This is a genomic window from Leifsonia sp. YAF41 (assembly GCF_052113185.1).
Taxonomy (GTDB): Bacteria; Actinomycetota; Actinomycetes; order Actinomycetales; family Microbacteriaceae; genus Cryobacterium.
Window position 1 is genome coordinate 207,095 of record NZ_JBFRCS010000002.1, and the last position, 19,215, is coordinate 226,309.

General features: G+C 64.7%; 19 protein-coding genes. 11 read left to right on the top strand and 8 right to left on the bottom strand.

Annotated elements, in window-relative coordinates; translation table 11 throughout:
• Nucleotides 1-1,134, bottom strand: coding sequence for an ABC transporter substrate-binding protein (locus AB4Y63_RS02715; RefSeq protein ID WP_441789500.1), 1,134 nt, complete (start codon nt 1,132-1,134; stop codon nt 1-3).
• Between the two features lie 236 nt (nt 1,135-1,370).
• On the opposite strand from AB4Y63_RS02715, the gene AB4Y63_RS02720 reads away from it, so the two are divergent.
• A complete protein-coding gene (locus AB4Y63_RS02720) occupies nt 1,371-2,081 on the top strand; it encodes an MgtC/SapB family protein (RefSeq protein ID WP_441789501.1) in 711 nt (236 codons plus the stop codon).
• 153 nt (nt 2,082-2,234) lie between these two features.
• On the opposite strand, the gene AB4Y63_RS02725 is transcribed toward AB4Y63_RS02720, so the two are convergent.
• Complete coding sequence (locus AB4Y63_RS02725) at nt 2,235-2,561, bottom strand: DMT family transporter (RefSeq protein ID WP_441789502.1); 327 nt, start codon at nt 2,559-2,561, stop codon at nt 2,235-2,237.
• 255 nt (nt 2,562-2,816) lie between these two features.
• On the opposite strand from AB4Y63_RS02725, the gene AB4Y63_RS02730 reads away from it, so the two are divergent.
• The 7 genes from AB4Y63_RS02730 to AB4Y63_RS02760 all read left to right on the top strand — a co-directional run bounded on the left by AB4Y63_RS02730 (nt 2,817) and on the right by AB4Y63_RS02760 (nt 10,680).
• Nucleotides 2,817-4,364 carry an amino acid permease gene (locus AB4Y63_RS02730; protein ID WP_441789503.1) on the top strand — a complete coding sequence of 516 codons (1,548 nt, stop codon included), beginning with the start codon at nt 2,817-2,819 and terminating at the stop codon, nt 4,362-4,364.
• Between the two features lie 4 nt (nt 4,365-4,368).
• Nucleotides 4,369-5,100 (top strand): FadR/GntR family transcriptional regulator, encoded by a 732-nt coding sequence (locus tag AB4Y63_RS02735; RefSeq protein WP_441789504.1) that lies wholly within the window; start codon nt 4,369-4,371, stop codon nt 5,098-5,100.
• Nucleotides 5,101-5,113: 13 nt separating this feature from the next.
• Nucleotides 5,114-6,493, top strand: a complete 1,380-nt coding sequence (locus AB4Y63_RS02740) for a glutamine synthetase family protein (RefSeq protein WP_441789505.1) — start codon at nt 5,114-5,116, stop codon at nt 6,491-6,493.
• A gap of 5 nt (nt 6,494-6,498) precedes the next feature.
• A complete protein-coding gene (locus tag AB4Y63_RS02745) occupies nt 6,499-7,908 on the top strand; it encodes an aldehyde dehydrogenase family protein (RefSeq protein WP_441789506.1) in 1,410 nt (469 codons plus the stop codon).
• Nucleotides 7,909-7,975: 67 nt separating this feature from the next.
• Nucleotides 7,976-8,758, top strand: coding sequence for a 3-oxoacyl-ACP reductase (locus tag AB4Y63_RS02750; protein ID WP_441789507.1), 783 nt, complete (start codon nt 7,976-7,978; stop codon nt 8,756-8,758).
• Complete coding sequence (locus tag AB4Y63_RS02755; RefSeq protein ID WP_441789508.1) at nt 8,751-9,491, top strand: gamma-glutamyl-gamma-aminobutyrate hydrolase family protein; 741 nt, start codon at nt 8,751-8,753, stop codon at nt 9,489-9,491. Before AB4Y63_RS02750 ends, AB4Y63_RS02755 begins: the two co-directional genes overlap by 8 nt.
• A 178-nt stretch (nt 9,492-9,669) precedes the next feature.
• Nucleotides 9,670-10,680, top strand: coding sequence for a hypothetical protein (locus AB4Y63_RS02760; RefSeq protein ID WP_441789509.1), 1,011 nt, complete (start codon nt 9,670-9,672; stop codon nt 10,678-10,680).
• A gap of 98 nt (nt 10,681-10,778) precedes the next feature.
• Here AB4Y63_RS02760 and AB4Y63_RS02765 read toward each other — a convergent pair whose 3' ends face one another.
• The 3 genes from AB4Y63_RS02765 to upp all read right to left on the bottom strand — a co-directional run bounded on the left by AB4Y63_RS02765 (nt 10,779) and on the right by upp (nt 13,869).
• A complete protein-coding gene (locus AB4Y63_RS02765) occupies nt 10,779-11,213 on the bottom strand; it encodes a MarR family winged helix-turn-helix transcriptional regulator (protein ID WP_441789510.1) in 435 nt (144 codons plus the stop codon).
• 445 nt (nt 11,214-11,658) lie between these two features.
• Entirely contained in the window at nt 11,659-12,387 is a 729-nt protein-coding gene (locus AB4Y63_RS02770) for a winged helix-turn-helix domain-containing protein (RefSeq protein ID WP_441789511.1), read from the bottom strand.
• An 849-nt stretch (nt 12,388-13,236) separates the two neighbouring features.
• A complete protein-coding gene (upp, locus tag AB4Y63_RS02775; protein WP_441789512.1) occupies nt 13,237-13,869 on the bottom strand; it encodes a uracil phosphoribosyltransferase in 633 nt (210 codons plus the stop codon).
• A 42-nt stretch (nt 13,870-13,911) separates the two neighbouring features.
• Between upp and tadA the strand changes: the two genes are divergently transcribed.
• Complete coding sequence (gene tadA / locus AB4Y63_RS02780) at nt 13,912-14,394, top strand: tRNA adenosine(34) deaminase TadA (RefSeq protein ID WP_441789513.1); 483 nt, start codon at nt 13,912-13,914, stop codon at nt 14,392-14,394.
• 46 nt (nt 14,395-14,440) lie between these two features.
• On the opposite strand, the gene AB4Y63_RS02785 is transcribed toward tadA, so the two are convergent.
• Nucleotides 14,441-15,403, bottom strand: a complete 963-nt coding sequence (locus AB4Y63_RS02785; protein WP_441789514.1) for a cation diffusion facilitator family transporter — start codon at nt 15,401-15,403, stop codon at nt 14,441-14,443.
• Between the two features lie 223 nt (nt 15,404-15,626).
• Between AB4Y63_RS02785 and proC the strand changes: the two genes are divergently transcribed.
• Both proC and AB4Y63_RS02795 read left to right on the top strand, forming a co-directional pair.
• The gene (gene proC / locus AB4Y63_RS02790; protein WP_441789515.1) at nt 15,627-16,481 is read left to right on the top strand and encodes a pyrroline-5-carboxylate reductase; all 855 of its coding nucleotides are present in this window, start codon (nt 15,627-15,629) and stop codon (nt 16,479-16,481) included.
• A gap of 35 nt (nt 16,482-16,516) precedes the next feature.
• Entirely contained in the window at nt 16,517-17,059 is a 543-nt protein-coding gene (locus tag AB4Y63_RS02795; RefSeq protein ID WP_441789516.1) for a hypothetical protein, read from the top strand.
• 27 nt (nt 17,060-17,086) lie between these two features.
• Here AB4Y63_RS02795 and AB4Y63_RS02800 read toward each other — a convergent pair whose 3' ends face one another.
• Both AB4Y63_RS02800 and AB4Y63_RS02805 read right to left on the bottom strand, forming a co-directional pair.
• Nucleotides 17,087-17,758 (bottom strand): potassium channel family protein, encoded by a 672-nt coding sequence (locus tag AB4Y63_RS02800; RefSeq protein WP_441789517.1) that lies wholly within the window; start codon nt 17,756-17,758, stop codon nt 17,087-17,089.
• Complete coding sequence (locus AB4Y63_RS02805) at nt 17,751-19,160, bottom strand: TrkH family potassium uptake protein (RefSeq protein ID WP_441789638.1); 1,410 nt, start codon at nt 19,158-19,160, stop codon at nt 17,751-17,753. Before AB4Y63_RS02805 ends, AB4Y63_RS02800 begins: the two co-directional genes overlap by 8 nt.
• Nucleotides 19,161-19,215 lie beyond the last annotated feature (55 nt).

Genomic DNA, 19,215 nt, shown 5'->3' on the forward strand with positions numbered 1-19,215 from the left:
CTACTGGCCGATGGCCGCAGCCCAATTCGTCGCCAGCAACGCGTTGGCTGCATCCGTCTGCTCCGTGGTGGGCGTGACCCGGTCGGCCGGCAGCTCGCCGATCGTGTCGAGGGCGGCCTGGTCCACGGTTCCGGCGGCGGTCATCGCGTCGAGGGTGACTGGGTAGGCGCCGGCGGCGAGGAACAGGTTCTGTGCCTCGGGGCTGAAGATGAACTCCTGCCAGAGACGGGCGGCCGCCGGGTGCGGGGCATCCTTGTTGATCGCCTGGTTGTAGTAGCTGATGTAGGCGGTGCCCGGGAGGGTCGTCACCTTCCAGCCGTCGACCGTTGCTGCGGCAGCAAGGTTGGTGTAGCTCCAGTCGAAGACCACGCCGGTCTCACCCGAGGCGATGGTCGCGGGAGTCGGGTTCACGGTGAGGAAGTTGCCGGCGGTGTTGAGCTTGCCGAAGAAGTCGATTCCCGGCTGGAAATTGTCGAGTGTTCCACCRCTCTGCACGGTGGCCAGGCCGACAGCGGCAAAGGCCGCACCCGACTGGGTCGGGTCGCCGTTGATGGCGACGGCACCCTTGTAGTCGGCCTTCAGCAGATCGTCGAGGCTGGCCGGCTTCGGGTACTTGTTCGAGTTGTAGCCGACCGACATGGCGCCGGTGTAGTCGTTGACCCAGAGTCCGGTGGTTTCCTTGTTGTCGGCCGGGATCTCGTCCCAGTTCGCCACCTGGTACGGCGCGAACATGTCGGTGTTGGCCAGGGCGACGGCGGCGCCGAGGTCGAAGACGTCGGGCGCGGTGTCCTGACCCTTGTTGTCTTGGGCGGCCTTGATCTCGTCGGCGCTCGATCCCTCGGGGTTGGCCGAGTTGACGGTGAGGCCGTACTTCTCTTTGAAGGCCGYGATGATCTTGCCGTAGTTGGCCCAGGTGTCGGGAAGGGCGATGACGTTGAGCGTGCCCTCCTTCTTGGCCGCGTCGACCAGCTGGTCAAGACCACCGAAGTCGGCGGCGCTTGTCGCGGTTGCCGCGTCGACGGCCGAACCGCTGGAGGTGCTTTCGCTGGTTCCGCCGGTACTGCATCCGCTGAGTGTGAGAGCTGCAACTGTGGCAACCGCGAAGAAGGCGGTGGCCGTTCGAGTCTTGAACATTGTTCCTCCGTGGACCAACTTCAGGCCGTCCGTGCTGTGACGGACAGTTGGGTGCCGGCTGCTGGCTACCGCTCGTCATGCTAGCGCAGCAACGAGGTGGAATGGGGGTTACGATTTGGTTAACGTCCGGTTGTTTGGTATAGACGGATGCGGTATGGCCTAGGGTAGAAGATCGCGTCGAGTTTCGGTCGGTCAAGGCGCCATTCTCTGCAGTTCTCTGGCCGACAAGGGGTTACATGCTTCAAATCGATTTCTTCAACAGCTCCACGCTGACCGAGATGGTGCTGTTGCTTTTGGCGTTCGTTCTCTCTGCTGTGGTGGGGATTGAGCGGCAGCGCAAGCTGAAGAGCGCCGGACTCCGCACGCACACGCTGGTCGGGCTGGGCGCAGCGGTCTTCACTCTGGTCTCCGCCTATGGATTCAGCGCAGTAGTCGGGCCAGAAGTCGTGCTCGACCCGTCGCGCATCGCGGCGCAGGTCGTCTCCGGAATCGGCTTTCTCGGCGCCGGGGTCATTTTTGTGCGCCAGAACATCGTCAACGGCCTCACCACGGCAGCGACCGTCTGGATGGCGGCTGCCATCGGCATGGCCTGCGGGGCCGGGATGCCCGTGCTCGCGATCTTCGCGACCGGCCTGCATCTGATGGCCGTGCTCTTGCTGCCATACATTGGCCGACGCATCCCGTCGATCGACAAAGACCAGGTGTTCGTGGTCTCGTATAAGGAGGGCAGGGGAGTGCTCCGCGACATTCTCGCCCGCGCGACCGAGCTCGGTTACGGCGCCTCGCTGACCAAGACCCGCCGCATCGAAGTGGCCGGAAAGGTGCCGCGCGTCGAAGCCGAGATGCGGTTTATGCACGGCAAGGGTCCTCTCGAAGACCTGGTCGAGGGTCTCTCCGAGATTCGCGGGGTGATCTCGGTGCAGGTCAACAAGGACGAGAACGAGTAGTTTCGTTCCTCATCCGCCGATTCGGTGATTGAGCCTGTCGAAATCACGCAAGCGGGTCTCGAGACTGGCCCGCCGGGTCTCGACAAGCTCGACCACCGATCAGGGCTCGACCACCGATTAGGGCTCGACCACCGATCAGGGCTCGACCACCGATCAGTGCTTGCCGCCGAGCTCGAGAAGGCCGACGCCGCCGATCACGAGCACGAGGCCGACGATCTGCATCCAGGTCAGCGACTCCTTGAAGAAGACCCAGCTCACCAGCACGATGCAGACCACGCCGATGGCCGACCAGATGGCGTAGGCGATGCCGAGCGGCACGCCACGGCTGAGCGACTGCGAGAGCGCGGTGAACGAGGCCACATACCCGACGACCACGACGACATACGCCCACCACTTCGGGTTTTCGCCGGCGGTGTACTTGAGGAATGTCGTCGCAATGACCTCGGCGACGATGGCCAAGGCCAGAAAAAGATAGCCCAAGATGCAGTGGTCCTTACGGTTCGGCGTCAGCGTTCGACAGGGGTTTCGACACAGTTTCGGCGGGGTCTCGGCAGGTAAATCCCGGGCTCGCGGCGATGTGTCGGCAGGAAAATTGCGGGCGCTCGGTCGGGCAGATCCCCCGATTGGGGGCGTCTAATGTCTAACGTCAGGCCATTGACATCATCATGGAGCCCGCGCCACAATCAGTCAACATCGTCAACTGTGTCATCTCTAACAGATAGGCAGTGAACATTAATGAGTGAAAAAACGACAACGGCGTCGGATGCCCAAAATCTCGCAGATGCGGATGCGGCTGAACTCGCCAAACTTGGCTACAAACAAGAACTTCACCGCGGGATGTCGGGCTTCTCCAACTTCGCGGTCTCATTCTCGATCATCTCGATCCTCGCCGGCTGCATCACCTCGTATGCGATCGCACTGAAATCGGGCGGTCCGGCCGCCATCAACCTCGGCTGGCCGATCGTCGGACTCTTCGTGCTGTGCGTCGCCCTGGCCATGGCCGAAGTGTGTTCGCGCTATCCCACCGCCGGCGGCCTGTATTTCTGGGCCGGGCGCCTCGCCAAACGCAACAAGCGGGCCTKGGCCTGGTACGTCGGCTGGTTCAACTTCCTCGGTGAGGTTGCCGTCACCGCGGCCATCGACTTCGGGGCCGCCACCACGATGATGGCGTTCGCGTCGCTCACCTTCGGGGTCGAGCCGACCGCCGCGAACACTTTCGGGCTGTTCATCGTACTCATCGTCATCCACGGTCTGCTGAACACCTTCGGCGTGAATCTGGTCGGCCTGCTCTCGAATGTTTCGGCGTGGTGGCACATCGTCGGTGTGCTCTTCATCGTCGGTGTGCTCTGGGTCATGCCGACCAGCCACCAGTCGTTCAGCTGGACGATGACGGCCTGGCACAACGAGACCGGTTGGTCGTTCGCGCCCTACGTGTTCCTGATGGGTCTCTTGATGGCCCAGTACACGTACACCGGCTACGACGCATCCGCTCACGTGGCAGAAGAGACCAAGAACGCCGCGATCGCCGCCCCGAAGGGCATCGTGATGAGCGTGCTCATCTCGATCATCGGTGGGTGGATCCTGCTGTTCTCGATCACCGCGGCGATTCAGGATGGCTCGTCTGACGGGTTGAACAAACTGCTCGGCTCAGAGACCGGTCTGCCGCCCGCGCAGATCTTCCTCGACGCGCTGAACAACCCGACGATGGCGAAGTTCTTGCTGTTCATCGTCTGTGGGGCGCAGTTCTTCTGTGGCATGGCATCCGTCACGGCCAACTCGCGGATGAGCTACGCGTTCTCCCGCGACAACGCCATCCCCGGCTCGAAGATCTGGGCCAAGGTCAACCCGCGCACCAAAACCCCGACCAACTCGATCTGGCTCTGTGTCGCCGCCGCGATCGTGCTCGTTGTTCCCGCGCTGTTCAACACCACGGCCTACCTGGCCGTGACCAGTGTCGCGGTGATCGGTCTGTACATCGCCTATGTGACACCGGTCTTCCTGCGTCGTCGGAACAAGGAATTCACGCCCGGCCCGTGGCACCTGGGCAAGTGGAGCCCGTTCATCGGCTGGGTCGCCGTGGTCTGGGTGGTCTTCATTTGCATCCTGTTCGTGCTGCCGCCGGTGTTCCCGATCAACATCGACACCTTCAACTACGCGCCGATCGCCGTCGCGGTCGTGGTGATCTTCGCAACCATCCTCTGGTTCGCGAAGGGCAAGAAGCACTTCATGACTCAGGATGAGGCCGAACACCTCACCATCGACGCCGACAAGCTGCTCGAGTAGTCGCATGGACCTCCCCGGCGCCACCTCGCCACTGATCGATGCAATCCTCCGTCCCGTGCGTGGGCACATGGCTTTCGAGTCGTGTGTCGAACAGCTCGGATCGGCGATTCAGCTCGGCATCTTCGAGTCAGGCTCGAAGCTGCCCCCTGAGCGAATCCTGGCGGAGAAGCTCGACGTGTCGAGGGCGACGCTGCGGGAGGCGATCAGCGCCCTGCGCGCCGCCGGTTTGGTCTCCACCACGCGAGGCCGAACCGGCGGCACGATCGTCGGGCTGGTTGAAAACGCCCGGCTTCCCGATCAAACTCCGAACAGCGACCGGCAAGAAGAGATCGACGACATCCTGATCTTTCGCCGGGTGATCGAACCGGGCGCCTGCTTCAGCGCCGCATCCACCGCCCTGACCGCGACCGACCGAAAGCTGCTGGCCGACAGCCTTCAGGCGGTGGAGGGAGCACCGACTCCGGCCGACTACCGGCAGGCGGATGCGCGTCTGCACCTGGCGATCGCCGCGGTCTGCGGTTCGCGCGAACTCACCAAATCAAGCAGCCACATCCAGGCCAAAGTGCATCAATTTCTCGGCGAGATCCCGTTCTTGCAGAAGAACATCACAAATTCGAATCACCAACACCGAAAGATCGTGCGCGCCATTCTCGACGGGGATGCCGACATCGCACGTTTCGTCATGGAGGAACACTGTGACGGAACTGCCGCACTTCTGAAGGGACTACTGAAATGAGCGGTTGGAAGCAATGACGAAGAACTCTCACCCCCGCAATGACCGCATGCTCACTGTTGAGACGTTGAAAAGCGTGATCGGCAGCGGCGAAATCGACACTGTGGTGCTGGCCTTCACCGATATGCAGGGGCGATTGCAGGGCAAATTCCTGCACGCGGCATTCTTTCTGGAATCGACTCTGGAACACGGCACGGAGGGCTGCAACTATCTGCTTGCCGTCGATGTGGAGATGAACACCGTCGATGGCTACGACAGCACGTCGTGGGAGAAGGGCTATGGCGACATGCTCTTCGTGATGGACTTCGACACCATCCGTCGCCTGCCGCACCGTGCAGGAACCGTGATGATCCAGTGCGACCTCAGCCTGATCGACGGCAGCCCGGTGCCGATGTCGCCGCGCACCATGTTGCGGAAGCAGGTCGAGAAGGCGGCCTCGCACGGCTGGAAGGCCTTGTCGGGCACCGAACTCGAGTTCATGATCTACGAGAACACGTTCGAGGATGCCTGGAACAAGCGCTACTTCGAACTCACCCCCGCGAACCAGTACAACGTCGACTACTCGATCCTCGGCTCCAGCCGGGTCGAACCGTTGCTCCGCACCATCCGCAACACGATGTACGAGGCCGGGATGACCGTGGAGTCGGCCAAGGGGGAATGCAACTTCGGCCAGCACGAGATCGCTTTCAAGTACGACGAGGTGATCACCACCGCCGACAACCACGCTGTCTACAAGACGGCGGCCAAAGACATCGCCCACCTGCAGGGCAAGTCGATGACGTTCATGGCCAAGCCGAATGCGCGCGACGGAAGCTCCTGCCACGTTCACATGTCGCTGCGCGGTCTGGATGGCGAACTGGTCTTCTGGGATGAGGAAAAGGGGGAGCGCACCGCGCTCTACGACCACTTCATCGCCGGCGTGCTGCACACCATGCGCGAGTTCACCCTCTTCTATGCGCCCAACATCAACTCGTACAAACGGTTCGTGAAGGGGTCGTTCGCACCGACCGCCGTCGCCTGGGGGCTCGACAACCGCACCTGCTCTGTACGCCTGGTCGGGCACGGCCAGAGCGCCCGGATGGAGAACCGGCTGCCGGGCGGCGACGTCAACCCGTACCTGGCGCTCACGGCCATGCTCGCCGGCGGTCTCTACGGCATTGAACACGAGCTCGAGCTCGAACCCGTCACCACGGGCAGCGGCTACACCTCCGGTGCCCCGACCGTGCCGACAACGATGCACGAAGCACGCGACCTCTTCGCGAACTCGGCGATCGCCAAGGAGGTGTTCGGCGCGGATGTCGTCAAGCACTACGTCAATTACGCGGATGTCGAGATCGCTGCATTCGATTCCGCCATCACCGACTGGGAACTCCGCCGCGGGTTCGAAAGGCTCTAACTCTCATGGCTGCGCTCGACCTGACTTTTCCTTCTTCGGCCTTCTCGGCCGGAGGCACCTTCGACGTGATCAACCCGGCCACGGCCCGGGTACTCACCTCGGTGCATCAAGCCGATCTACGTGAGACAGATGCCGCCATCGAGCGTGCGCATCGCGCCTTCACCGGCTGGCGGGCCGTGGCACCGGGGGAACGTGCCCGGTTGCTGCGTTCATTCGCGAACGTCGTTGAAGCCCACATCGAGGAGCTTGCCTGGCTCGAAGTGGCGAACTCCGGGCACACGATCGGCAACGCCCGGTGGGAAGCCGGAAACGTGCGCGACGTGCTCAACTACTACTCGGCCGCGCCCGAGCGCCACTTCGGCCGGCAGATTCCGGTATACGGCGGCCTCGACGTGACATTCCACGAACCGCTCGGCGTCGTCGGCATCATCGTGCCGTGGAACTTTCCGATGCCGATCGCCGGCTGGGGGTTCGCGCCGGCGCTCGCCGCGGGCAACACGGTCGTGCTGAAGCCCGCCGAGATCACCCCGCTGACCGCGCTGCGGCTGGCCGAACTCGCACTCGAAGCCGGGCTGCCTGAGGGCGTGTTCACCGTGATTCCCGGCAAGGGGTCGGTCGTCGGCGCGCGGTTCGTCACGCATCCGCTCGTGCGCAAGGTGGCCTTCACCGGCTCCACCGAGGTGGGCAAGGGCATCATGCGCGGCTGCGCCGACCAGGTCAAGCGGCTCACCCTCGAACTCGGCGGCAAGAGCGCGAACATCATCTTCGCCGACGCCGACTTGGAGAAGGCCGCAGCCGCGGCACCGGGCGGCGCCTTCGATAACGCGGGCCAGGACTGCTGCGCGCGCTCCCGCATCCTGGTGCAGGAGAGCGTCTACGAGAAGTTTCTCGCCCTGCTCGAACCGGCGGTGAAACGCTTCTCGGTGAGCGACCCGTCGCTGGAGACCGCACAGATGGGGCCGATGGTGTCGGCCCGGCAGCGGGATGCGGTCTCGGCGTACATCGACGCGGCCGACGTGGCCTATACAGGCGAAACCGTGACCGGAAGCGAGGGCTTCTGGCTGCCGCCGACGGTCGTGCTGCCGCGCAGCGCCGCCGACCCGGTCTGGCGCGAGGAGCTCTTCGGCCCGGTCGTCGCGGTGATGCCGTTTCGCGATGAGGCGGATGCGATTGCCAAGGCCAACGACACCGAATACGGCCTGTCCGGCTCGATTTTCACCGCCGACGTGGGCCGGGCGCTCCGCGTGGCCCGCGGGGTCGACAGCGGAAACCTGTCGATCAACTCGCACTCGTCGGTGCGCTACTGGACGCCGTTTGGCGGCTTCAAGCAGTCCGGCCTCGGCCGGGAGCTCGGCCCCGATGCTCCCGACTCGTTCTCGGAGGTGAAGAACGTGTTCATCTCCACTGAACCCTAAACATCCACTTACCAATTCATTGCAGCACCGTCAGCGCACGGATCAGAAGAGAACGGACACACCACCCATGAGCGGAAAACTCGAAGGAAAAGTCGGCGTCATCACCGGAGGCTGCTCCGGAATCGGGTTGGCCACCGCGCGCAAGTTTGTGGCTGAGGGCGCGAAGGTCGTCATCGGTGACCTCGATGAGGTGAACGGTCCGCGCATCGCGGCCGAGCTCGGCGGCTCCTTCATCAAGACCAACGTCACCGACGAGGCGGAGGTCGAGGCGCTCTTCGCCCACGCCAAGGCCACGTACGGCAGCGTCGACATTGCGTTCAACAACGCCGGGATCTCACCGCCCGACGACGACTCCATTTTGAAGACCGGCATCGACGCCTGGCGCAAAGTGCAGGAGGTCAACCTGACGAGCGTCTACCTCTGCTGCAAGGCGGCGCTGCCGTACATGCTCGAGCAGGGCAAGGGCTCGATCATCAACACGGCCTCGTTCGTGGCGATTATGGGGGCCGCGACGTCGCAGATCTCCTACACCGCCTCGAAGGGCGGCGTGCTGGCGATGACCCGCGAGCTCGGCGTGCAGTTCGCGCGCAAGGGCATCCGGGTGAACTCGCTCTGCCCCGGCCCGGTCAACACCCCGCTGCTGCAGGAGCTGTTCGCGAGCGACCCGGATCGGGCCGCCCGCCGCCTGGTCCACGTGCCGATGGGCCGGTTCGCCGAGCCGGAGGAGATCGCCAACGCGGTCGCTTTCCTCGCCAGCGACGAATCGAGCTTCATCACCGCGACCGATTTCTTGGTCGACGGAGGTCTCTCGAACGCCTACGTGACTCCGCTGGATTCCGACTTTGACTGAGCATCCGCTCGCTGCGCGCTCATCATCGAACCGGCCGCTGATCGGGATCAGCACCTACCGGCAGCCCGCCGATTGGAGCATGTGGCAACGGGTGAGTGCCGACCTGCTGCCGGCGTCGTACGCGCAGTCGGTCGCCGCGGCCGGTGGCGTGCCCGTGCTGATTCCGCCGCTGGAGTCGGCGGATGCCGCGCGTGCGGTGATCGCCCGGCTCGACGGGTTGATCATCGCGGGGGGCGCCGATCTCAACCCGGCGCTCTATGGGCAACCAGCGGATGCGAGCGTGACCGCCTGGTACGACGACCGCGACGCCTCGGAAATGTGGCTGCTCGATGCCGCCGCCGAACGGAAGCTGCCCCTTCTCGGCATCTGTCGCGGGATGCAGCTGATGGCGGTTCGGGCCGGTGGCGCGCTGATTCAGCACGTTCCCGACACGGTCGGGCACGATCTGCACTCGGGCAGCCCGAGCGGGTATACCGAGATCGAGGTGAGCATTCTCCCCGGTCATCGGATATCGAGACTGCTCGCTGGTTCCTCGCTCGCGGTTTCGTGCCATCATCATCAGTCGGTCGGCAGCCACCCGGGTTTCGTCGCCACCGCCTACGCGGGTGACGGGATCATCGAGGCGATGGAATCCGGCGGCGCCCGGTTCGAGGTGGCCGTGCAGTGGCATCCGGAAACCGACGCCGACACGGGGCTCTTTGACGGGTTGGTGAGCGCGGCGACGCGACCGTGACTGGCCGGCCACCGGCATCCTGCCCCGTTTGCGGGGCTGTTGGTGCGTGCGGAGGGCCGATACTGTGGGCTGTCAATGCTGTGCGCGGGGTGTGCGCAGATCGATGGACCAGCACGTGCGGGAGCCCAAGGGGCGCCAGAGGGCGTTGCGATGGTCATCACCGAAAGGCACTGACGGTATGGAGTCCCAACTCCACCAGACCGATTCAACTCGCGAGGCTGAGGCGGCTGCGCCGGCGCGCATCGCCAAGCGCCGGCGATGGGGGAGGGATCAGCCGAGAGAGCTGAGCCCCGAAGCGATCGAACGTCTCTGGGACGATCGCGCTCAGACCCACGTCGAAGTGGCCGGCCTCTGCGCCGCGCGCCGGATCCGTCTCTTGGCAGCCTGCGGGCCGGTCATGCGGCACTTCGGGTTCGCATCGCCGACGGTGATTGCCACCGCGTCAGTTCTCGTCGATCCCTCTTCGACAACCCACCTGGTCGAGGAACTCGCCCTCAACGGCTGGGTGGTCGATGAAGCGGCTGGTGCACGCCTTTTGCCACGCACGAGCGTGACGTTGCGGCATCCCAGTAAGACTTGCCTGCTCAACGTGTACTACCTGATGCCCGGCTCCCGGGCTGACCCGGAGGAGGCGTTCGACATGTTGTGGGAGCGCCGCGTTGCGGTCCCCGTCGGCGAGGCGATGATACCCAGCCTCGACCGCACTCTGGTGGTGCTCCTGATGGCGCTGGCGTTGTCTGGCCAGCTTCCCGGGTCGTCCCGTGCCGTGGTCGGGGCGGATGCCGCTCTCGTTCAGCTCAAGGGGATCTTCACACCGGTGGAGGTCGACGAGGTCGTCACGACGGCCTGGACACTCCACGGAACCACGGCGTTGCACGGGCTGCTGTCCGCCTGGGATCGCACCTTCGAGTATGTGCCGCTGCTCCCCGAGCGCTACGCAGTCTGGCGGCTCAAAGTCGACAGCGCCGACCGGGTGACCCGGGCGCTGCTCGGGATCGTTGAGGCGCCGAAAGGGCTGCGTCGCACTGTCGCGAGAGCGTCACTTCACCACCTCGACCGTTTTCCCGGCCCGCTGACGGTTCTGCGTTCGATGCGCATCGTCGTGACGGCCAAGTCGCGCCTGCAGGATGCGACCCCCGCTGACCCCCGCGGCAGCGGATGGGCGGCTGCTGACATTCCTGCGGCGTAGACCTCGGTCGGCTGCTGCGAGGGGGAGCTTCGGGCTGGGTGCTGCCGTCGCCGTGGTCGCTGCTTTCGACGGCGTTGGTGGGTGAGCTGTCGGGTGGGTTAGTTGTCGCCGCGCAGACGGTCGCAGAGAGCCGTCAGCTGTGCGAGTTCCTCTTCGTTCAGAACGTCGCCGACACGCTTGGTGATCGAGTCCATGTGCAACAGGGCCACGCGACGAAAAAGCTCGAAACCGACGGGCGTCAACTCGACAATCGTGCCGCGACCATCGGTGGGGTCCGTGTCTTTTGTGAGAAAGCCGCGTGAGACGAGACGGTCGACCATGCGGCTCACGCTCGGCTGGGTGAGCAGCACGTGGCGGTTGAGGTCGCGCAGACGGATGCGCCGGCCGGGTTCGCGAGACACGGTGAAGAGCACGTCGTACTCGTTGAGCGAGATCTCCTTCGACGGAAACTCGGCCGCCAAGGTTCTCATCACCGAAACCTGCGCGCGAAAAAGCGACTCCCAGGCGGCTACCGCGACCGCCTGCCTCGTCACTCGTGCTCCTTCATCCCACCAGACTAGGAGACTCGTCGGACTGGGGCGACCACCTCGCAGAATCCGCCGCAGAATCTTTTCTGAAAAATAACGATCAGATAACTAGCTTCCGTTATCGGTTCGTTATATATTCATAGAGCGTCAACCGTTTGCTGTGGCGGGAGACGTAAATGTGATTGCAGGACACTCTTGGTGCAAAGGGAAGAGGGTCGGTCGTTAGCCTCTACGACCGGCCCTCAATCACGTTAACCGGCCACTTGAGCCGGCCGGTTGGGCCGGGCGTGCTGGATCCTGATCGCAGTCGCCGTGTCGTCCGTCGCCGACTATGCGCGGCGCATCCGCCGACTGTCCGCCGAGTTTGCCACGTGCGGTCGCCTTTGCCTGGCGTATCAGGGCAACTCGACCGCAGTGCTCAAGCTCGGCACTGCCAAGAAGCGAGGCCGGCCTAGAAGAAGTCGGGGCTCGGGGTGGATGCCTGGCGAATCGACACGTCAGCGTGACGGTCGAAGCGGTAGCCGACTCCACGAACGGTGCGCACGATGTCCTCGTAGCGGCCGAGCTTGGAGCGCAGGCGGCGAACGTGCACGTCGATCGTGCGTTCGTTCGGTGCCTCTTCTTCGCTGGTGGCATCCCAGAGCGACGCGATGAGCTCGGTGCGCTCGATGGTGCGGCCCTCGCGCAGTACGAGGTACTGCAGCAACTCGAACTCCTTGTAGGTGAGGGCAGCGGTCTCGTGGTCGAGGATGACGCGCTTGCGAGAGATGTCGATGACCACTCCGCCCGGCGCGCGGTCGGGGTCTTCCGGCTCGGTGCGGCGCTTGGCGAGGGCGGCCGGGTCCTGCAGGGCGAGGCGCACGACGTCGACGTCACGGCCGCCGGCGCCCTCGGGGGCCAGGGCTACTGCGGCGTAGGTTTCGGCCGACGGGGCGATGTCGGAGGCGAGCAGCTTGAGGGCTTCTACGATGCGGTGCAGGCTCGTCCCTGCTGCGGCGGCCTTGGCCTCGTCGATGCCGACATAGAGCACGAAGCCGCGAGCTTCGGTTCCTTCGGGAACGGCGCGGATGCGCGGTGCCGCTGCGACGGGGGCCGGGGCGGCGACAGGCGCCGGAGCGAGAGAAAGTCCCGGGCGCGAGAAGTGAGCGGAGCGGGCGGTGTCGATGTGTGCGAGTGACATGGGCGGAGTCCTTTAGCGTGATGAGGAGGTGAACCCGGCGTCAGAAGCGCCTCGATTGGGTTCGGCAAGCGGCGGCCCGAAGGGCCTGTGTGCGGCTGAGTTGTCTCAGTCGGGGAGTCTCAACCTGCCGCAAGAGGCGGTGGGAGACTCGGCGAATGGTGCGCTGCTAGCGGCACATTCGACAACACATGACGGCGCTGATGCCGGGCATCATCATCCCGGCATCCCTGGGGGCCTCGAAGGAGGTCAGGGGGCGTGCGTTCGTCGTCATAGGAGCGAGTAAATCCCACTATGACGAGATGTGTCAATTCAATGACAGCGAATGACGCTGTGTGACGCGAATCAGGTTCGCGGGAGTGTCGGAGAAACGGAGGATCAAGCGACAATCGCGATTTGATCAAAGAATCTGTGACGAATATCTAATTCATCAAAGTTTTGTGAATTATTGCGCGACAAGCGTGTCGTGGGTCGAATCTTCTTCGCGGCCGGAGTGCCCGCGGAGCGCGGCAGGCCAGCGCCCGACGGATGTCCCACGGCGACGCCCGGTTCTGACGCCCACACATACGCCCGACGCACCCGCTCAATGCATCCGCCCGATACACGCACTCGCGAGTGTCCTTCTCACGCGTGCGCTCAAACTGTCGCCTCAAGGCGCCGGCACACGACGTTTTGAGCGCACCCGCGAGATTACGAGAGCGGATGCGCACGGGTGGACTTCACGCGTGCGCTCAAGCCGTCGCCTTGAGGCGCAGGCACGCGACGTTTTGAGCGCACCCGCGCGAAACGGCACGCGCGAGAAACGAGCGCGCGCGAGAAACAGCGCGCGCACGCGATACGCGCGTGAAGCTACTAGACCAGGCCGTAGAGACGGTCGCCGGCGTCGCCGAGACCGGGGATGATGTAGCCGTGCTCGTTCAGGTGGTCGTCAACGGCACCGAGCACGATGTTGACCTCGCGCCCCGCGAGAGCCTTTTCAACTGCGGCGAGACCTTCGGGAGCGGCGAGGATACAGATGGCAGTGACATCCACTGCGCCGCGGTCGAAGAGAAACTCGATCGCAGCGATCAACGAGCCGCCGGTGGCCAGCATCGGGTCGAGTACGAAGCACTGACGGTCGGACAGGTCGTCGGGCAGGCGCTCGGCGTATGTGGTGGGCTCAAGCGTCTCTTCATTGCGGGCCATGCCGAGAAAACCGACTTCGGCCGACGGGAGGAGCTTGACCATTCCCTCGAGCATGCCGAGTCCGGCGCGCAGGATCGGCACGATCAGCGGCTTCGGGTCGCTGATCTTCACCCCGTGCGCGACGGCGACGGGGGTTTCAACGGTGACCTCTTCGACACGCACGCCGCGAGTGCCCTCATAGGCGAGAAGCGTCATCAGCTCCTCAACGAGTGCGCGAAACATCGGCGACGACGTGTTCTTGTCGCGGAGCACCGTGAGCTTGTGTGTGATGAGCGGGTGGTCGGCTACGTGAACTCGCATAGGCTCAATACTACGAGCTGGGAGGGTCGTGGCGTGAGGAACATGGACAATCCGCGAGGCGGTCGGCACCGCGAGTGGATGCGCCTGGCGCTGAATGAGGCCCGCGCCGCCCTCGTCACCGACGATGTGCCGGTCGGGGCCGTCATCCTGGATGCTGCCGGCACGGTGATCGGACGCGGCCGCAACGAACGCGAACTGAATCAGGATCCGACCGCGCATGCGGAGATCGTGGCGATCCGCGAGGCCGCTGCGGCCACCCAGGACTGGCACCTCACCGATTGCACCCTCGTCGTCACCCTGGAACCGTGCGTGATGTGTGCCGGCGCGATTCTCGCCGCGCGACTACCTGTGGTCGTCTTCGGCGCCTGGGATGACAAGGCCGGCGCCTCAGGCTCTGTCTACGACGTGCTGCGCGACCGACGGTTGAACCACCGGGTCGAGGTCTACGCCGGAGTCGATGAAGACGAGTGCGGGGCACTGCTCAGAGACTTCTTCGAAGACCCGGCCCGTCGCGCCATTCGCTGAACACCGGCGCCGCCCAAACGAAACGCCGGACCCCAGCCGGAGCCCGCTACTCGAGCCCCTTGATCACAATCGCGTCGGTCGGCGGCGCAGCCAGTGTGGGGTCGACATAGATGTCGGGCTCGATGTAGATCACCCGGGCCAGCGGCACTGCCTTGCGGATGCGGCTCTCCACCTGGTTGATTCCGGATGCGACGTCGGCGAACCGGCTGGAGGAGTCGAACGCGAGCTTGGCGCCGACCATGATCTCGTCGGGGCCGAGGTAAAGCGTCTTCAGGTGGATGATGCGCTTGGTCTCCGGGCCGTCCATGATGGCCGCTTCGATCGCCGCGACATCCGCCGCTGTGGCGCCTTCGCCGACGAGCAGACTCTTCGTCTCGATGCCGAGCACGACGGCGACGAGCACGAGCAACAGACCGATCAGGATGGTGCCGATGGCGTCCCACATGGGGTCGCCGGTGATCACCGTCAGGCCGACGCCGAACAGGGCGAAGACCAGACCGATCAATGCCGCGACATCCTCGAGCAGCACGACCGGGAGCTCCGGCGCCTTCGCGTGGCGCACGAACTTCACCCAGGACTGGCCGCCACGCAAATGGTTTGACTCTTTCACTGCCGTGCGCAGCGAGAACGATTCCAGACCGATCGCAATCAGCAGCACCAGAATCGGCAGCCAGGCATCGGTGAGCTCGTGCGGGTGCTGCAGCTTGTCGATGCCTTCGTAGAGCGAGAAAACGCCACCGACGGAGAAGAGAATGATCGACACGACGAACGCGTAAACGTAGCGCTCACGGCCGTAGCCGAACGGATGCTCGGTGTCGGCAGCCTTCCTGGCCTTGCGTCCGCCGAGCAGCAGCAGCAACTGGTTGCCGGCGTCAGCGGTGGAGTGCACGCCTTCCGCGAGCATCGAAGACGAACCCGAAATCGCCGCAGCAATGAACTTCGTGACTGCAATTCCGAGGTTTGCCCCGAATGCGGCCAGGATTGCCTTTGTTCCACCGGATGCGCTCATGCAGCAATCCTAGATTGCCGACCCGGCCGCTCGCCGCGCGTGACGGGGCTGGTCGTAGAAACCGTCTGGTTTGCGCATCTGTCACGAAATGCCGCACAAAATGTGCGGCATGCGGTGCCGCTTGCGGTTCTTGCAGACGGATGCAGCGCGCCAGGTCGGCGACAACGCACCAGCCATCCGCTCGACCTGGTTCGGCACTTGCGGCCATACGTAGACTTGATGCATGACACCAACTGCCGCCGTCACGCTGCCCACGATTGCATTTCTCGGCGGCGGATCGATGGCACGGGCCATTCTGGCCGGCCTGCTGGCGCCGAGTGTCAGCGTCGAGGGCGGCATCCGCGTCACCAATCGTTCGAGCGCCAAAGCCGCAGACTTCGACGGTGTCACCGGGGTGAGCGCTGCGGCGACCGAGGTCGATCCGAACGCCAACCGTGCCGCCGTCGCCGGTGCGCGTGTCGTCGTGGTCGCGGTCAAGCCGGCGATGGTTCCCGACTTGCTCCGCGAGATCGCCGACGCCCTCGAACCGGGAACACTCGTCATCAGCGTCGCCGCCGGGGTCACGATCGCCACATTTGAGGCGCTGTTGCCCGATTCGGTTGCGGTGATTCGTTCGATGCCGAACACCCCGGCCATCGTCGGCAAAGCCGTCACCGGAATCAGCGCCGGCACCCGCTCGAGCGAGGCCGACCTCGATCTCGCCACCGCGCTGTTCGAGACGGTCGGCACGACGCTCGTCGTTCCGGAAGGCAAACTCGACGCGCTGAGCACCATCTCGGGCTCGGGGCCCGCCTACGTCTTCTACCTGATCGAGCAGTTCACTCAGACGGCAATCGACAAGGGATTCACCCCCGACGAAGCCGCGCTGCTGGTGGAGGGCACCTTCCTCGGCGCGAGCCTGCTGCTCGCCTCATCTGACCTCGGCCCCGCTGCACTTCGCAAACAGGTCACCAGCCCCAACGGCACCACCGAGCGTGCCGTCTGGGAGCTCGAGAAGGTCGACCTCAAGGGCCTCTTCGACACGGCAACGGATGCCGCGCTCGCCCGCGCTCGCGAGTTGGCAGCCCCGGCGGTGTAACGATGCGCGGCCGGGCGGTGTCAGTAGCAGCGATCGTGGGGATCGCTGCTTCCCTGCTGCTGGTCGGCTGCGGGACCGGTGCCCCCGGGCCGTCGCCGGTGACCCCGTCACCCACGCCGTCGTCGCCGGCATCCGCTTCAGTGGGCACCCCGGCTCCGGCGCCGGTGCTCGGCCCGCCGGGTGCTGCCGGGTGTGCGCCCGCCTCGCCCACGGCGATCGAACCCGTTTCGGGCTTGACCGAGGTGCAAGGAACCGCGCCGGACGCCAACAGCATCTACGGCCTCATCATGGCGCCGTTTCCACTGGCCGCGAGCAACACCACCTCGAAATTCGTCTGGCGGATCACCGGAAGCGGCGATCTCGCGGTGACAGTGAAGAAGCCGGACGGTTCGAGCGGGCAGCTCGCCTGGGGTCCGGACGACCATGAGGACAGCACCTACGACCGGCCGGGAGACGAGTGGGGGACCGGGATCATTCTGAACGCAGCCGGATGCTGGGAGTTGAACTTCGACCGCGGTGGAGCGACGTTCGCCGTCTACCTCCTGGTCGGCCCTGAAGCGCCGTTGCCGACCGGTTGAAGACCGGTGGGATCGGTGAGGTGAAAACTACGGGCCGAGCGCCGCGAACTTCTCGATGTCGCCCTCGGTGCCCGACACAATGATCAGGTCGTGGTTCGAGACGACCGTCTCGGCCGTGGCATACGTGAACGGCTTGCCGGGGCTCTTGACACCGACGACCGTGATCCGGTGTTTGGTGCGCACGCCCGATTCGGCGAGCGGGAGGCCGCGGATCACCTTCGGCGGGTACATCTTGACGAGCGCGAAGTCATCGTCGAACTCGATGAAGTCCAGCATCCGCCCCGACACCAGGTGGGCGACGCGTTCGCCGGCCTCAGCCTCCGGATAGATCACGTGGTTGGCGCCGATGCGCTCGAGAATCTTGCCGTGCGACTGCGAGATGGCTTTGGCCCAGATCTGGGGAACCTTGAGGTCGACCAGGTTCGCCACAATCAGCACGCTGGCTTCGACCGAGGACCCGACGGCGCAAACGGCGATCTGAAAGTCTTGGGCGCCGATCTGACGCAGCGCGTCGATCGACTTGGCATCGGCCTGCACCGCGTGTGTGACGCGCTCCGACCACTTCTGCACGAGCGCTTCGCTGGAGTCGACGACCAGCACCTCGCGCCCGAGCCGGTCGAGTTTGCCCGCCGTTGCCGCACCGAATCGGCCGAGGCCGATCACAAGTACAGGTGCGTCGTGCTTGATCCGATCAACCAACGATTGGCCTTTCTTCGGGGCGTTTGAAAAGTTGCCTGCTCTGGTTGGCGGCCAGCGCTGCGGCGAGTGTCACTGTACCAACCCGCCCCATGAACATGGTGGCAGCGAGCACGTAGACGCCCTCCGGCGGTAGCTCCTGGGTGAGGCCGGTCGACAGGCCGCAGGTGGCGAACGCCGAGATCACATCGAAGAGCACCATGTCGAGCGGTGCCTTCGTGATCTGCAGGATGAGGATGCTGGAGACCGCGACGGTCGTCGCTCCCCAGAGCACGACCGCCACGGCCAGGCGCAGCATGTCGCGCGGGATGCGACGTCCGAACGCCTCCATGCTCTCGCGTCCTCTGGCCTCCGCAAATGCGGCGAGGAAGAGCACGGCCAGAGTGGTGACCTTGATGCCGCCGGCGGTGGAAGCCGAACCGCCGCCGATGAACATGAGCATGCCGCTGACAAGCAGACTCGAGCCATGCAATTCGTTGATGTCGATCGTCGCGAAACCGCCCGAGCGTGTCATCACCGACATGAACAGCGATTGGAACATCGTGTCGCCGGCGCCGAGCCCGCCGAACGTCTCGGGGTTATCGAATTCGAGAATGATGTAAAGCAGCATCCCGGCGAACATCAGGATGATCGTGGTCATCAGGGTCATCTTCACGTGCACCGACCAGCGGCGAGGTTTGCGCCAGCCGCGGGCGAACGCGTAGATCACCGGGAATCCGAGGCTGCCGAGAAACACCCCGAGCATGAGGGCGCCGAGAAACCAGTAGTCGTTGGCGAACGGGGCCAAGCCAGCCGGGTTCGGGCTGAAACCGGTGTTCGTGAACGCCATCGCTGAGTAATAGAGGCTCTGCCAGAGCGCCTCACCGAAGGCGACGCCGTCGATCAGCATCCGTGGAAAGAGCAATGCCGCGATGACGCCCTCGATGACGAGGGCGCTGATGGCGACGGTGAGCAGCAGGTTGCCGACCTCGCCGAGGCGCACCGCCTGGCCCTCGTTGACCGGGCCGACGTGGATGCGCGAGGGGTTCGTGTCACTCGCCGCCAGCAGCTTGGCGCGGAGGCCTAGCCGGCGGGAGATCACCATGCCCATGATCGAGGCCAGGGTGAGCACGCCGACGCCACCGATGTTCACGCCGATGTAGACGAGGGCGTTTCCAAATGGCGACCAATGCGTCGCCATGTCGACGGTCGACAGGCCGGTGACGCAAATGACCGACACGGCGGTGAAGACCGCGTCGTGCAGGGCGGTCATCGTGCCGGTGGCCGAGGCGATCGGCAGGGAGAACAGCAGGGTGAAGAGAAGGATCAACGACGCGAACACCAGGATCGCAAACCGTGACGGCGACGATCTGACCAGCCCGTCGATGATGTCGCGGATGCGCAGGTACCAGGGAGTCTGGTGCACCGGGGCGAGCGCCCCAGAGGCTTTCCTCTGCACTGAAACCCTCGTTTTCCCTGCG

What these genes read in the sequence shown, in the direction of transcription:
- AB4Y63_RS02720 (WP_441789501.1), top strand. Translation starts at nt 1,371, where the DNA reads ATGCTTCAAATCGATTTCTTCAACAGCTCCACGCTGACCGAGATGGTG.
- AB4Y63_RS02735 (WP_441789504.1), top strand. Translation starts at nt 4,369, where the DNA reads ATGGACCTCCCCGGCGCCACCTCGCCACTGATCGATGCAATCCTCCGT.
- AB4Y63_RS02740 (WP_441789505.1), top strand. Translation starts at nt 5,114, where the DNA reads ATGACGAAGAACTCTCACCCCCGCAATGACCGCATGCTCACTGTTGAG.
- AB4Y63_RS02745 (WP_441789506.1), top strand. Translation starts at nt 6,499, where the DNA reads ATGGCTGCGCTCGACCTGACTTTTCCTTCTTCGGCCTTCTCGGCCGGA.
- AB4Y63_RS02750 (WP_441789507.1), top strand. Translation starts at nt 7,976, where the DNA reads ATGAGCGGAAAACTCGAAGGAAAAGTCGGCGTCATCACCGGAGGCTGC.
- AB4Y63_RS02760 (WP_441789509.1), top strand. Translation starts at nt 9,670, where the DNA reads ATGGAGTCCCAACTCCACCAGACCGATTCAACTCGCGAGGCTGAGGCG.
- AB4Y63_RS02770 (WP_441789511.1), bottom strand. Translation starts at nt 12,387, where the DNA reads ATGTCACTCGCACACATCGACACCGCCCGCTCCGCTCACTTCTCGCGC.
- upp (WP_441789512.1), bottom strand. Translation starts at nt 13,869, where the DNA reads ATGCGAGTTCACGTAGCCGACCACCCGCTCATCACACACAAGCTCACG.
- tadA (WP_441789513.1), top strand. Translation starts at nt 13,912, where the DNA reads ATGGACAATCCGCGAGGCGGTCGGCACCGCGAGTGGATGCGCCTGGCG.
- AB4Y63_RS02785 (WP_441789514.1), bottom strand. Translation starts at nt 15,403, where the DNA reads ATGAGCGCATCCGGTGGAACAAAGGCAATCCTGGCCGCATTCGGGGCA.
- proC (WP_441789515.1), top strand. Translation starts at nt 15,627, where the DNA reads ATGACACCAACTGCCGCCGTCACGCTGCCCACGATTGCATTTCTCGGC.